The sequence below is a fragment of the Jeotgalibacillus sp. ET6 genome (assembly GCF_029667115.1).
Lineage (GTDB): Bacteria > Bacillota > Bacilli > Bacillales > Jeotgalibacillaceae > Jeotgalibacillus.
Window position 1 is genome coordinate 636,502 of sequence record NZ_JARUIU010000001.1, and the last position, 13,854, is coordinate 650,355.

Annotated in this window: 11 protein-coding genes; 1 reads left to right on the plus strand and 10 read right to left on the minus strand. The window is 41.6% G+C overall.

Going from position 1 to position 13,854, the window contains the following annotated elements:
• Position 1 precedes the first annotated feature (1 nt).
• Positions 2–2,056: a sigma 54-interacting transcriptional regulator gene (locus P6709_RS03230; protein WP_278239441.1), complete on the minus strand. Its 2,055-nt coding sequence runs from the start codon at positions 2,054–2,056 to the stop codon at positions 2–4.
• Positions 2,057–2,186: 130 nt separating this feature from the next.
• Between P6709_RS03230 and P6709_RS03235 the strand changes: the two genes are divergently transcribed.
• Entirely contained in the window at positions 2,187–2,423 is a 237-nt protein-coding gene (locus tag P6709_RS03235) for a DUF2627 domain-containing protein (protein WP_278239442.1), read from the plus strand.
• A 166-nt stretch (positions 2,424–2,589) separates the two neighbouring features.
• Here P6709_RS03235 and P6709_RS03240 read toward each other — a convergent pair whose 3' ends face one another.
• From P6709_RS03240 to P6709_RS03280, 9 genes are all read right to left on the minus strand, one after another.
• Positions 2,590–3,330: a glycerophosphodiester phosphodiesterase gene (locus tag P6709_RS03240; RefSeq protein ID WP_278239443.1), complete on the minus strand. Its 741-nt coding sequence runs from the start codon at positions 3,328–3,330 to the stop codon at positions 2,590–2,592.
• Between the two features lie 100 nt (positions 3,331–3,430).
• Positions 3,431–4,954, minus strand: a complete 1,524-nt coding sequence (locus tag P6709_RS03245) for a hypothetical protein (protein ID WP_278239444.1) — start codon at positions 4,952–4,954, stop codon at positions 3,431–3,433.
• 171 nt (positions 4,955–5,125) lie between these two features.
• On the minus strand, positions 5,126–5,914 hold the full coding sequence (gene spo0A, locus P6709_RS03250) for a sporulation transcription factor Spo0A (protein WP_278239445.1): 789 nt from the start codon (positions 5,912–5,914) through the stop codon (positions 5,126–5,128).
• A gap of 352 nt (positions 5,915–6,266) precedes the next feature.
• Positions 6,267–7,319 (minus strand): SpoIVB peptidase, encoded by a 1,053-nt coding sequence (spoIVB, locus tag P6709_RS03255; RefSeq protein WP_278239446.1) that lies wholly within the window; start codon positions 7,317–7,319, stop codon positions 6,267–6,269.
• A 172-nt stretch (positions 7,320–7,491) separates the two neighbouring features.
• Positions 7,492–9,204, minus strand: coding sequence for a DNA repair protein RecN (recN, locus tag P6709_RS03260; RefSeq protein WP_278239447.1), 1,713 nt, complete (start codon positions 9,202–9,204; stop codon positions 7,492–7,494).
• 19 nt (positions 9,205–9,223) lie between these two features.
• A complete protein-coding gene (gene ahrC / locus P6709_RS03265) occupies positions 9,224–9,673 on the minus strand; it encodes a transcriptional regulator AhrC/ArgR (RefSeq protein ID WP_278239794.1) in 450 nt (149 codons plus the stop codon).
• A gap of 174 nt (positions 9,674–9,847) precedes the next feature.
• Positions 9,848–10,675 carry a TlyA family RNA methyltransferase gene (locus P6709_RS03270; RefSeq protein ID WP_278239448.1) on the minus strand — a complete coding sequence of 276 codons (828 nt, stop codon included), beginning with the start codon at positions 10,673–10,675 and terminating at the stop codon, positions 9,848–9,850.
• Positions 10,676–10,677: 2 nt separating this feature from the next.
• Positions 10,678–12,570 (minus strand): 1-deoxy-D-xylulose-5-phosphate synthase, encoded by a 1,893-nt coding sequence (gene dxs / locus P6709_RS03275; protein WP_278239449.1) that lies wholly within the window; start codon positions 12,568–12,570, stop codon positions 10,678–10,680.
• 24 nt (positions 12,571–12,594) lie between these two features.
• Positions 12,595–13,203, minus strand: a complete 609-nt coding sequence (locus P6709_RS03280) for a hypothetical protein (RefSeq protein ID WP_278239450.1) — start codon at positions 13,201–13,203, stop codon at positions 12,595–12,597.
• Between the last annotated feature and the right edge of the window lie 651 nt (positions 13,204–13,854).

Here is a 13,854-nt window from a genome sequence, read left to right on the forward strand (position 1 = left end):
CTTAGCCTCCCTTTTCTACTTCAACCTCGTATTTTTCAATTTTGTAATACAAGTTGCGAATGGATATATCCAATTCTTTTGAGGCAGCCGTTTTATTTCCTTTATACTTGACTAAAGTCTGTTCAATTATTTGTTTTTCAAGCTGTTCGAGCTGTTCCGCAAGGGTTCCTTTATGCTCGTCTGTTTTAGTCTGCTGAACATGACTTGTGTGCAGAGGGATCAGATGCTTAGTTTCAATCATCGTCTCCTGATGATGCATAAAAATCATGGCTCTGCTTAAGACATTTTCAAGCTCCCTGACATTCCCGGGCCACGTATAGTCCATCAGTTGTTTAATTGCAGCGGCGGATACCCCTTTTACATGCCTGCCGAATGCCTGATTTAAATTTTGTACCAGCCGTTCGCATAGCTGCGGGATATCCATTTTATGATTTCGCAAAGAAGGAAGCTGAATCGGAAGCTTTGTTAAATAGTAATAGAGCTCTTCGAGAAACTTCCCCTCTGCAATCGCCCGTTCCAGGTTGTGGTTAGTCGCAGCAATAATTCTGGCCTTTAACGAAACGGCGTTTTCGCTATTCATCCTGGAAATTGTTTTTGTCTGAAGCGCCTTTAAAAGAGCTTCCTGCGTTCCGATGCTCAATTCCCCAATTTCATCTAAAAAAATACTTCCTTCTCCAGCTTGTTCCAGTAGTCCCGTTTTCACAATAAGATCGCCGCTTGATGGATCTTTTTCTTCACTGCCGAACAGCGCTTCTTTTAGAAAAGCTGTAGGCATAGATGCACAATTGACTTTCAAAAAAGAATAATACCTTCTCTTGCTGGCGTTGTGAATCGCATGAGCAAAAAGCTCTTTTCCTGTACCCGCTTCGCCTCTGACAAGTACAGTAGTAGATGTATTCGACGCTACCCTTGCCTGTTCAATTACTAACTGTATATCATCTGATTTTCCAACTATGTCATCAAAGGTATATTTTGCTTCCAGTGTCCGAATAATACGTCTTGCTCTGTCAAGCTCAGAAGTCAGAGACTGTATTTCAGACATATCGTGAATGACGCCAACACTTCCTTTAAGCTGGCCATTCACGATGACAGGTGCAACGTTTACCACTACTTCTTTTTTGTTTGGACCCACTCTCATGTTTGCCCCGCGGACAGGTCTTCTTGTTTTCAAGACCTGCATATGCATGCTTTCGCCTTCTGAAATGTCTGTTGTAGCAGGCTGGTTAATGACTTCAGATTCGCTAAGCCCTGTTAAACGGGTATAAGCCGGATTGATCAGCAGCCCCCGCCCGTGCTCGTCCACAACGGAAATGGCTTCATCACTCGATTGAATAATGGCTTCAAGCATCGTTTGAATTTCTCTTAAATTCGTCATCTCTTCTGCAAGATTGACCACTTCCGTAATGTCTTTAAACACAGCAAAGGCACCTATAATCTCTCCGCTGTCATTGATCATTGGAATTCTTGTCGTAACCACTTTCAGGCCATTATCAAGAATGAGCTCCTGATTATTTTCTGTCCTGCCGGTTTCTATAATCCTTGGCAGCCCGCTCATAGGAATGACCTGATAGATCACTTCTCCCATAGCTTTTTCTTTTGGAACCCCGACCATGGCAGAAGCCTGGTCGTTAAAGAGAATAATTCGATGGCTGAAGTCGATGCCAATCATTCCATCATGGGTTGAATTCACAATCAGGTCTCTGATAAATGAGTCATTTTCCATTCGTTCTATGAGAGATTCTTTTTCAGTGAGGAGCTGGTAAATTAGAGATGCTACACTTCCGGGGACCAGCACCGTGTGAGTAGAACGTGCATTTCTAAGATCAATGAATGTTTGTGCATCGCCTGTAACGTCTATAATAATATCCGTCTCGTGGGACAAATGCTCCTTCCATTCTTTACCAGTTTTTATATGCAGTGACTGTGCTAATGCAAGTCCAGGCGCATGGGGGTTGGGATCTACCACTGCGTACACCTGAAAAGCATCTGACTCTGCCATCACCCGTAATAAAGCCGTTCCACCTCGCCCTGCTCCTACTATCAGCACGTTTTGCAATTTTCTTCATCCCCTCTAATATGTAACGCAACTTCTTGCAACTACTTTATTGTACATGAAAGCCTTTTCCTTGACAATCATTTTTCAAGGCGCCATAGTTTTATGTAGAAACTTGCAAGGAGTATGAGAGATGTCACGAATAATCGCACTAATTATACTGTTAATTCCAGGAGTAATTGCTGCTTACGGGATTAAGTTAATGAGGGATATGTTTTTTGGCGTTCAGGCTTCCTGGCTGCCCGCACTATGGCTCCAATTTACAGTGGGGTTTGTCATGTTTGCTGCCGGATTGAGCTTTATTGGCGGTTTTTTGCTGCACCGTGACCGAAGAAATAATAAGGTACAGGAACGGTTTAAGAGAAAATAACGGCTGATCTTACAGTGAGAAAGTACATGATGTAAATCTTTAGTACTTGAATGAAAAAAACGCCAGGAGACTACTCTCCTGGCGTTTTTGAATTTACTGCTTGATGCATATCTGGAGGATTGAAAAACTTACTTATCCCCCGCCGATTCACTGTATGGAAATATTGTTACTTGTCTTTTCTATGCAGGGAATCCCTTACTTTTACTGCCCGGTCAGGAAAATCCGTTATCACACCTCCAAGACCTGCATTCATCCATATTTTAAGCTTTGCAGGGTCATTTAAGGTATATAATCGCACAGGTATATTCATTCGCTGGCAGGCGTTCATCAGCGCAGGTGTCATGACACGGTGGTTGGCATGTATTGCATTTGCTGTAAGGGATGAAGCGAGCAGAGAAGGATTAACTCCTTTTTTTGAATAAATGGGCGCAATAGAGGCCGAAGCATCCAGCTCTCTGAGTCTGATAATAGATTGTATATTAAATGAAGAGTAAATGATTCTGCTGTCAAGATTATAATCTGCAATTTTTTGCAAGACTTCTTCTTCCATTCCCTTATAATCCACTTTATCATTTTTCAATTCAATGTTGCATAGGAGCGAATTCCCACCTAGCCATTCCAAGACTTCGTCGAGGGTAGGAACTTTATTATTTGAATACCATTTCTTTTTATTATACGAGGCATCCAGTGCACGTATCTGCTTCAATGTTAAAGATTCTACAATGCCTTTTCCGTTAGTAGTACGATTTACGGTTTCATCATGGATGACCACCAAATGACCGTCTTTTGTACGCTGTACATCAAGCTCAATACCATCGCAGCCTGATTTTTCGGCTTCTTTAAATGCTTTCATCGTGTTTTCCGGGTAAAGTCCGGAAGCTCCGCGATGAGCAAAGATCTGACTCATTCTACCACACTCCATTTAAATCCTTATTCTATGTCATTACCCTCATACGACAAAAAAACTCTCATTCCGATCATCAATTCCCTCTATTTGAAACCGGCCGTTAGACCAAAAGAGCTGAATTGTCCCTTAACTGATTTGCTTTATACATTTTTCTCAGCTCATCTGTTCCCCACAAAAATAAATAGGAAGGTGCCCACGGACTGCATTTCAGCTTTCGGTCCCAGTTGCTGATTTTAAGCATTCTTTCAAGTACTCCGATGCCTTTTGCCTCCAAAACTATATTTGCACAGTACAATAAATATGGAATATGTCTTTTAAAGCATTTCAATCTCAACCGCTTAGTTTTGAGGTAAAATGCGTAGAATGAGCTAAAGCTTTCATAAGACATTACCTTCTTTAAATGCCAAAGATTCGCAAACCTTAAATTACTGCCAGCTCCGCCATGTTTCTTAGTTCCAAACCATTCTCTTGGAACTCCTGCATTTTCTGCAATTCTTCTGGGAATTGGACGATCATAACTATTTGACAGAGACCATGGCTGCATTTCTTCTGAATTAGAAATACAGTTAATGCTGGCAAAGCTTTGCACGTTAAAAAAAGGAACTAGTACATTTATAAATCCAACTCGCAGTCTGAATTCTTTTTTTGCGGTGTCCGGATAAAATGACCGCTTTATATCATCAGAAGCAGGAAGTTTTTTATTCCAAATCACGTCTCCATGAGATCCGCTTAAAAGAAATTTACCTGCTAATTCGGCTTCTGAGGAAGCAAAAAATATAGATGTACCCAGCTCACCCGATGAAACAAATTCATGTGCAGTGCTGTAGTGCAAATAGTCCAGTTCATGTTTTTCCACAACTTTTTCGTACCCTAATCTTTCAACAATTGCTTTTCCACTGTCTTTTTTGTACGATCTTTTACTTTCATATACAACTGCCTCACTGCAGCCTATCTTCCTGCCAAGCGCTGCACAAGCAGTGGAGTCGTACCCCGTAGAACAAAATACAATAGGCTTATACTTTATTGAAGTTCTTTCACCATCACTTGCATTGTCTGATATTTTTTTTAATGTGTCGAGCAGCGTGGTGTAATAATCCTCATAATTCATAAAATCTTTCGTCCGAATTTTTTTCCGGACCTCGATATCTCCCTGCTGATTGATCAATAAATTGCAGAAGTAATGAATCGATAATTGATTTCCGATTAAAGGTATGGATTTTTTATAGGAATCAAGTCCATCCGAAATGCTTAACATATCACTTTCATAATCAGGATAATCGGGATCGAGAAAATGATTAGACTGAGTCAGAATAAACGGAATGGAATTGGATATATACAATGAACCGTTATCTGCTTTTAAGGAATAGAGCCCCTCAGAAGTATGAGAGGGGCAGCAGACGATCAATTTATTGTCATGAATGCATCCACCGCTTCCCATAAGCGCGTGGGCAGTATGTATTTCTTTTTTTACATACTCCCCATCCCACACTCCTTCAATAAAGAATTCATCCTCTGCTTCTACATCTGAGCCGTGCAGCAATTTAATTATCGGTTCATTAATCTCTTTTATTAAACACCATGCCAGCCTGGGAATACCTGTTCGTTTTGAGCTAATGATCTTCATGTCAGCCTCCTCCATATACTCTTCGTCCATTCAATATATTTTGAGGTTCCTGATCTTACTCCCACTTCCTCTGCAAAAGATTTAGGAATAAAAAAAACGCCTCTGAACGGACATATCGTCAGTTACTAAAGGCGCATCGTATTGCTATGCAGTTTTTTTCATCCTCGGGCATTAACTCGCTTTATGCTCAAGTCTCAGCTTATCTGCCACCATGGCGATGAATTCTGAATTCGTTGGCTTGGATTTAGCGACGGAGACGGTGTAGCCAAACAGATTAGAAATTGCATCCACATTGCCTCTGTTCCATGCCACCTCAATGGCATGCCGAATAGCGCGTTCTACACGTGAAGCAGTTGTATTAAATTTCTTTCCGATATCCGGGTAAAGAACTTTTGTAATGGAGCCCAGCAGCTCAATGTCGTGATATACCATAGAAATCGCCTCACGCAGGTACATATATCCCTTAATGTGGGCAGGAACGCCAATTTCATGGATGATACCTGTAATGCTCGCATCTAAATTTTTCGGTTTGGAGGCTGTTTCCCTTGGAACTCTGCGCGTGCTGCTGGCATGTGATTGTACATTTTTGCCGCGCACCTGACGAATATTCTGAACAAGGTTTTCCATATCAAAAGGTTTAAGGATAAAATAAGCTGCACCAAGCTCAACCGCTTTTGTCGTCACATCTTCTTGTCCGAAAGCAGTCAGCATGATGACATGAGGGTGTTTCGGAAGCTCCATCTGACGCATACGCTCAAGGACATTCAGACCATCAATGTGAGGCATGATAATATCTAACAGGCAGACGTCGACCTCGGTCTCGTTTAAAACCTCTAAACAATCCTGTCCATTATAAGCAGTTGCCACTACTTCCATATCAGTCTGATTCGATATATATTGCTCTAATGTCGCCACCAGTTCTCTATTATCATCTACAATGCACACTCTGATTTTATCCACTTTGTAAATCCTCCTCATTCGAATTAATCTTCCCTACAAACCATTCGACATCCCAGATCAGAAACCCTCTCAGTTGAAAATTTTTTTTAAAAAATCATTGTATATCTTATCTTTCCTCACAAATACTCTCTTTTTTGATATATTTCAACAATTTTAGACATTCTGTCGAATCAATCTATGTAAAGTAGTGTACCACGGGAATAAAAAAATCACCAGATCATTTTGGGCATAAAATGAAAACGCATTTAATTTAGTGCTTTTGAAATAGTTTTACTTTTTAAAAAAATAAAAAACAGGCGTAGTTCGCCTGTTGTTGGTTAATATCAAATTCGGACTGTCCTAGAACCGGGAACTAGGATGCCTTTTTTTGCAAAGAGGATTGGCCGCTTTGTTTAATCATTTCTTCAATGGTAAGGGCATATCCGGATGTAGGATCATGAACTAGCACATGGGTAACAGCTCCGACGAGTTTGCCATTTTGAATAATCGGACTTCCGCTCATTCCTTGAATAATGCCTCCCGTTTTTTCAATAAGCTTCTCATCTGTGATCCTAACCAGCATACCTGTAATTCCACCAGGTGCCTGCGTTTTAGCTCGAACTATTTCAATGGAAAAACGTTCGATTGTGTTATCCCTGAGAACAGTCAGCATTTCAGCCTTTCCTTCTTTAATTTCGGACTGTTTGGCTACAGAAAGCGGGCTTTTAAAAAGTTCATGTGCAGGGACATCCTGGAGGTTACCAAATATTCCATACTGAGAATTTCGTGAAACTGATCCCAATATCGGGTCATTGGTGGAAAATATTGCAATTTTACCTCCAGGCTTTCCGGAGATTCCTTTTTGGATGCCGTCAATATGAGTTTGCATAACGGTCCCTTTTCTCATATCAACTGCCCGTTTCGTTTCTGCATCGGCTACAACGTGACCTAAAGCGCCAAATTGTCCGGTTTGAGGGTCAATATACGATACGGTCCCGATGCCTTGAGTGTGATGCCGGACATACAATCCCAATTGAGGAATACCATCCTCATTAAAAGTAGGCTCTACTGATATTTTTTTTACTTTTCCGTCCCGTTCAATTTCAAGCTGAATATTTTTCTTTGTTTTTGTTTGCTGGGAAAGAACCTGTGACAGATCGGCTGCTGTGGATACCGATACTCCATTTATCTTCCTTAACGTGTCCCCTACTTCAAGTCCTGCTTTTGTCGCTGGCGTGTCTTCAATCGATGAATCATTTACTGAATGAAACCCGACGATCATAACCCCGTTTGTTTCCAGGGAAATCCCAATCGATTGTCCGCCAGGAATTAATTTTACAGAAGAAGCGTGTATCGATTCGTCCATTGAAGGGAACAACAAAAACATATTTATGCTCAATATCATCAATACTTTATTAATTCTCAAATCTTTTCCCCCCTTCTAGACTGCCGAGTACTTTCTTAATGTGAGCGAAATCGAGGGGAATTATCACATACAAAAAAATAAAAAGCCATCCGTAAATGGATGACTTTGCATAATGAAATAGGCTCTTGCATGATTCCTTCATTATGTCTGAAAATGACTGGATAAACTGGCATCAAGATACCGCAGTTTTCTTTATGGAGTGTGCAAGGTCCAGCAATTCTTTTGCATGACTGAGCGTAAGATCTGTAATTTCAACTCCTGAAATCATTCTGCTGATTTCCAAAACCCGGTCCTGTTTCTCGAGTGGCTCTACATGAGTGATGGTCCTGTCATTTTTAACTTCTTTTGATATAAACAGATGTCTGTCGCTAATTGCAGCGACTTGGGGAAGATGCGAAATGCACAGCACCTGTGAATGAACCGATACTGCATAAATTTTTTCTGCAATTGCCTGAGCAACCCTGCCGCTGACACCGGTATCCACTTCATCAAATATGATAGAAGTAATCCCCTGGTGCTTGGAAAAAATGGTCTTCAGCGCCAGCATGATTCTGGAAATTTCACCGCCGGAAGCTACTTTTGTCAACGGCTTTAAAGGCTCACCGGGGTTTGTGGAAATAAAAAATTCAACTGTATCCACTCCATCTTTTTTAAAATGGAATTTTTTAGCGTTACGAACCGATGATTGGTGAAACCGCACTTCAAAGATCGCTTTGTTCATATGCAATGCCTGGAGCTGATCGTGAATTTCATCTGTAAGATTGTTTGCCCATTGCTGTCTGACAGCTGTTAAATGATCCGCTTCTAATTGAAGGTCTTCTATAATTGAAGCCCTTTTTAATTCAAGTTCTTTAATGGTGGAATCGCGATTTGTAATGGATTCAATTTCTTCCTCAATTGCTGCAGCGAAATGAACAATCTCCTCAATCGATGAGCCGTACTTTCGCTTCAGCTGATTAATTTCATTTAATCGATCTTCAATAACCTGCAGTCTGTCCGGATCAAATTCAAGCGAATCAAGCTGCTGGCGTATAGATTGAGCTGCTTCTTCGAGCAAATAAAAGCTGTTGGCCACACTTTCACTTGTTTTACCAAGTGCAGAATCTATTTCAGCTGATTGTTCAAGATTAGACATGGAAAGTCCAATCCAGTCAAGACCTTTCTGGTCTCCCTGCAGCGCATTGTATGCGGTTTGCAGAGAGCTGAATAAACGCTCAAAATTTGCCAGACGGATTTTCTCTTCCGTTAACTGCTCATCTTCCCCCAGCTGAAGTTCTGCTTCCTCAATTTCATTAAATTGAAATTGGATCAAGTCAAGACGATGGGCCATTTGCTGTTCATCCTCAGTCAAAGCACGGATTTGTCTCTGCACTTGTTCATATTCCTCAAACAGTTCAAAATAAGCAGATTTAGCAGGTGTAATATCCTGACTTCCGAACTGATCAAGAAGAAGCAAATGCTTCGTTTCATCCATAAGCTCCTGACTTTCATGCTGACCATGTACATCAATGAGGGTTGATCCTACTTCTCTTAACAGCGCAATCGTGACAAGCTTTCCATTTACTCTGCACGCGCTTTTTCCGGACTGCGATATATCCCTCTTTAACAGGACCATTCCGTCTTCAATGTCTATTCCAAGCTCCTCACATTTCCCGTAGCAGGGATGATCATCATGGATAATAAAAATCCCTTCAATTTCCGCTTTCTTCTCACCGTGACGAACAAACTCTGATGATCCTCTACCCCCGACGAGCAATTGAACCGCATCAATAATAATGGATTTTCCTGCCCCAGTCTCTCCGGTTAGGACGGTCAATCCTTCTTCAAGAGATAAAGAAAGTTCGTCAATAATGGCAAAATTACGTATAGATAGTTCCTGTAGCATGTCTCTTCACCTCAATCTACTAAAGCATATCGATAAATCGCTGAGAAATGATGGAAGTATCCTCTTCCCGTTTACAGATAATTAAACACGTATCATCTCCGCAGATTGTGCCCATTATTTCATCCCAGTCCAGGTTATCAATTAACGCGCCGATAGCGTTTGCATTCCCGGGCAGTGTTTTCATTACAAGAAGATGCCCTGCTCCATCTATGCGTACAAAGGCATCTGTTAGTGTGCGCTTCAATTTTTGCAGGGGGTTAAATCGCTGATCTGCCGGAAGGCTGTATTTGTAACGGCCGTCAATTAATGGGACTTTTACCAGATGAAGCTCTTTGATGTCTCTGGAAATAGTTGCCTGGGTGACTGGAAACCCTGCGTTTTTAAGCTGGTCTACTAACTCATCTTGTGTTTCAATATCATTGTTGACAATGATTTCTCTTATTTTAATGTGACGCTGGCCTTTATTAATCATTTTTTTCACTCCAGGTTTCATAATGAATATTTATACTTCTATATACGTTTATCCTAACGTATATAAGGAAATTTGTACATTAAAAGCAGGAAAGCCACTGTACTTTTTTAAAAAAAGCCGGCTGAAACCATTCCTTAACTAGCTGTTAAGGATTCGGTTTCAGACGGCTCTTTATTTTACTGCTTTAAATTCATTATGCGCCTCTTTTACAATGCCCTTTACATTAACTTCAGGCAGTTGGCTGAGCCCGGAGTGTCCCGTCCATTTTAAATGAAGCAGAAATTCAATATTTCCATCACCACCGGTAATTGGCGAATGCGTTGCACCGGCAATTTCATATCCTTCTGCAACGGCAAAATCAATAATACGGCTTAAGACTTCTACATGGATGCCTGACTCTCTAACGATTCCCTTTTTGCCTACTTGCTCCCGTCCTGCTTCAAATTGCGGTTTAACAAGGGCAATAATATCACTTTCGTTCATAAGCAAGGTTTTAAGAACCGGTAATATGATCCTTAAAGAAATAAAGGAGACGTCAATGGATGCAAAATCAGGTGCCCCTTTTATTAATGCCTCCGGAGTTAGATAACGAAAATTAGTTTTTTCCATCACCACGACACGTTCATCCTGACGAAGTTTCCAGGCAAGCTGATTGCTCCCTACATCAACAGCATAAGACATGGCTGCCCCATTTTGGAGAGCGCAGTCTGTAAAACCGCCTGTAGATGAGCCTACATCAATCATCTTCTTATCTTTTACATCGATAGAAAAGTACTGAAGCGCTTTTTCAAGCTTAAGTCCCCCCCTGCTGACATAGGGAAGGACGTTGCCTTTGATCGTTAGGACCGTATCTTCAGGAATTTTCTCTCCTGGTTTGTCCAGCCGTACTTCATTTGCATAGACAATCCCGGCCATAATGGATCTTTTTGCTTTTTCACGTGTTTCTGCCAGTCCCTGATCAACCAGCATAATATCGATTCGCTGCTTTTGTACTTTCATGATTACGCCCTTTGCTGTTTAACTGGAGCAAGCGTTTGAATAACTTCTACCGCTCTGTCATCCGTAAGATTAATTTCTTCTAATAATTTATCTACACTGCCGTGTTCAATAAACTGATCGGGAATTCCCATTCGTTCGATTCGTACATGTTCTGCGCCATGATCGTGAGCAAATTCTATGACTGCACTGCCAAATCCGCCTTGCAGAACTGCTTCCTCTATAGTCAGGATGGGCAGGCCTTCAGCAAATAAGTCTTTCAGCATGGCTTCATCAAGAGGCTTAATAAACCGTGCATTTACAACTCTTGCTGATATGCCTTTTTTTGCAAGTTTTTCTGCTGCACTCTTAGCTAGAGGAATGGTTGTGCCAAACGTAAGGATGACAGCATCAGTACCAGGGCTCAGGACTTCCCAGCTGCCAATTGGAATGGTTTTAAGCTCTTTATCCATTTTCACTCCAAGTCCATTGCCTCTTGGATATCTCATGGCAATAGGGCCGCCATTATAATCGATTGCGGTGTTCACCATATGCTGCCCTTCATTTTCATCCTTCGGCATCATCACAACCATATTTGGGAGATGTCTTAGAAAAGCGATATCAAAAACACCCTGATGTGTTTCACCATCTGCGCCGACTAATCCTGAACGGTCAATGCCAATAAAGACATTCAGGTTTTGTCTGCAGATATCATGCACTACCTGATCATAGGCCCGCTGAAGGAATGTTGAATAAATTGCCAGAAACGGCTTCATATTCTGAGTGGCAAGTCCAGCAGATAGTGTAGTTGCATGCTGTTCAGCAATTCCTACATCAAACATTCTGTCAGGAAATTCACTGGCAAAACCTTCTAGTTTTGATCCAACCGGCATGGCTGGCGTTACTGCCACAATCCGTTCGTCCTCTCTAGCCAACCTTCTCACTGTTTCACTCACTAAAGAACTCCAGGCAGGAGCAAGATTCTTCGATTTAATTAAATCGCCTGTATCAATTTTGTAAGGGCCTGTCCCATGCCAGGTCCCAACGGTATCCGTTTCTGCCGGATTAAACCCTTTACCTTTTTTGGTTATAACGTGAAGAAGAACGGGCCCTTTTGTTTTCTTAGCATATTGAATATTCTCTTCCAATTCTTCAAAATTATGACCGTCTACCGGTCCAAGGTAAGTAAAGCCCAGCTCTTCGAAAAACACTCCTGATACAAGTAGATATTTTAAACTGTCTTTAACGCGCTCAGCTGTTGTAGCAAGCTTTCCGCCGACTGCCGGTATCTTTTTAAGGAGATATTCCAATTCATCTTTTGCCCAATTATATTTTCCAGCTGTACGCAGCCTTCCAAGTACACTATGCAGCGCTCCTACATTTGGAGCAATAGACATTTCGTTATCGTTTAAAATAACGGTAAGGTCCTTTTTTTCATGTCCAATATGATTTAGCGCTTCTAAGGCCATACCGCCCGTTAATGCGCCATCACCGATGATTGGAACGACGTAATTTGAATCTCCTTTAATATCCCGCGCAATCGCCATCCCCATTGCAGCTGATAAAGAAGTGGAGCTGTGTCCTGTTTCCCAGACGTCATGCTCGCTTTCAACCATTTTGGGAAAGCCGCAAAGTCCTTTGAATTGTCGAAGGGAGCCAAATTGGCTTCCTCTTCCTGTTAATATCTTATGAACATACGACTGATGACCGACATCCCACAGCAATTTATCGGTAGGAGAGTCAAAGTGCTTGTGAAGGGCCAGCGTGAGTTCCACCACACCAAGATTCGGTCCTATATGACCTCCAGTTAGTGATAAATTCTCGATTAAAAAATGCCGAATGTCTTCACTCAGTTTTTCAAGTTCTTCTTTCCCCATATTTTTTAACAGGGACGGATCCTTAATTTTTGTAACATCCATCGGGATCACTCACTTTCATCCAGGTTAATTATCCTGCTGATTTTTCGATTTGATTTTCTTTGTATCTTTTATTATAACAATATGTAGCTTTTCCTCAACAAATTGTAGGGTTTTGCCGACCTGAAATATAATATTTCGCGAAAATTCGATGGCAACTGACTTGCCGATTGCTTTGCCGCCTACAGTCAGTGCAGCGATTACAGAGGTCAGACCAATATTTAAACTGTTTTCAAGTAAAGACCCGGAATTCATTTGGAATTCAGTTGCAAGCTGAATAATAACGATTGTCGCAGCTGCTCCGCTTATTATACCCGCGATGTCTCCGATTACATCATTACAAAAGCTCGCAAACCGGTCCGCATTGCGAACAATACGTATCGAATGGCGAGCACCATATACTTTATTGGCAGCCATTGCATGGAAAGGCTTCTCATCCGCTGCAGCTGCGGCAATGCCCAGCATATCAAAAAACACTCCGATAATGACAATGGCGAGAACAACAACCAATCCAATGGTCCAGTTTACCTGATTTAGAACACTTGTGGATGCAAGCGAAAAAATAGCCGCTAACACAGCTGTGATAACGGCTATACTTATACTCCATTTTAGTGTTTTATGTAAAAAATTTTTCATTTAAGGTACCTCACTAATCTAAGTAAAAAATGGGGGTCATGATTGAAGTTAAAATTACGGCTTAGGTCCAGTAGGTTTTCCCAAATCAATACCAGCTGTCGCCATACTGGCGGTTTCCCTTTAAATTGATATCAGCTATGTCACCATATGCCGGACTGGATTGCCACTTAGTCCGCACTGTAATCCTTCAATCATGCTTTTCGGACAGTCTAGGAGATTTCCTCGGCAGCCTTTCACCTGATCCCTTATCCTCTTTTGCAGAGATGATTTCATGCGGACGGAAAAGAACATATTAATGGCCAACTAATGTGTTCCTTATAACCGCAATCCCCTCACTCTCCACTCATGGCAGGCTACACTGCGGTTGATTGTCATCACTCCCGCAGGTTCACACAATCGTTTTTTTGCATACGCTAATGCCAGCTGAAAAAACGAAAGCCTCCGCGGTCTGCGGGTCATCGCCCACATGCCATTGTGGATCGCCCGCAGACCTTACTCCCAGAAAAAGCCCAAAGCTGGGCGCCTCAAGCCAAGACCAGGAACTTCATCGATGTGCCCTTTAGTGGATTTTTAGGCCCACCTTCGGAATCGGAAGACCGACTAGAATACTGCACCACCCAATTAACCATTAGTGTAACATAAATTATAGAT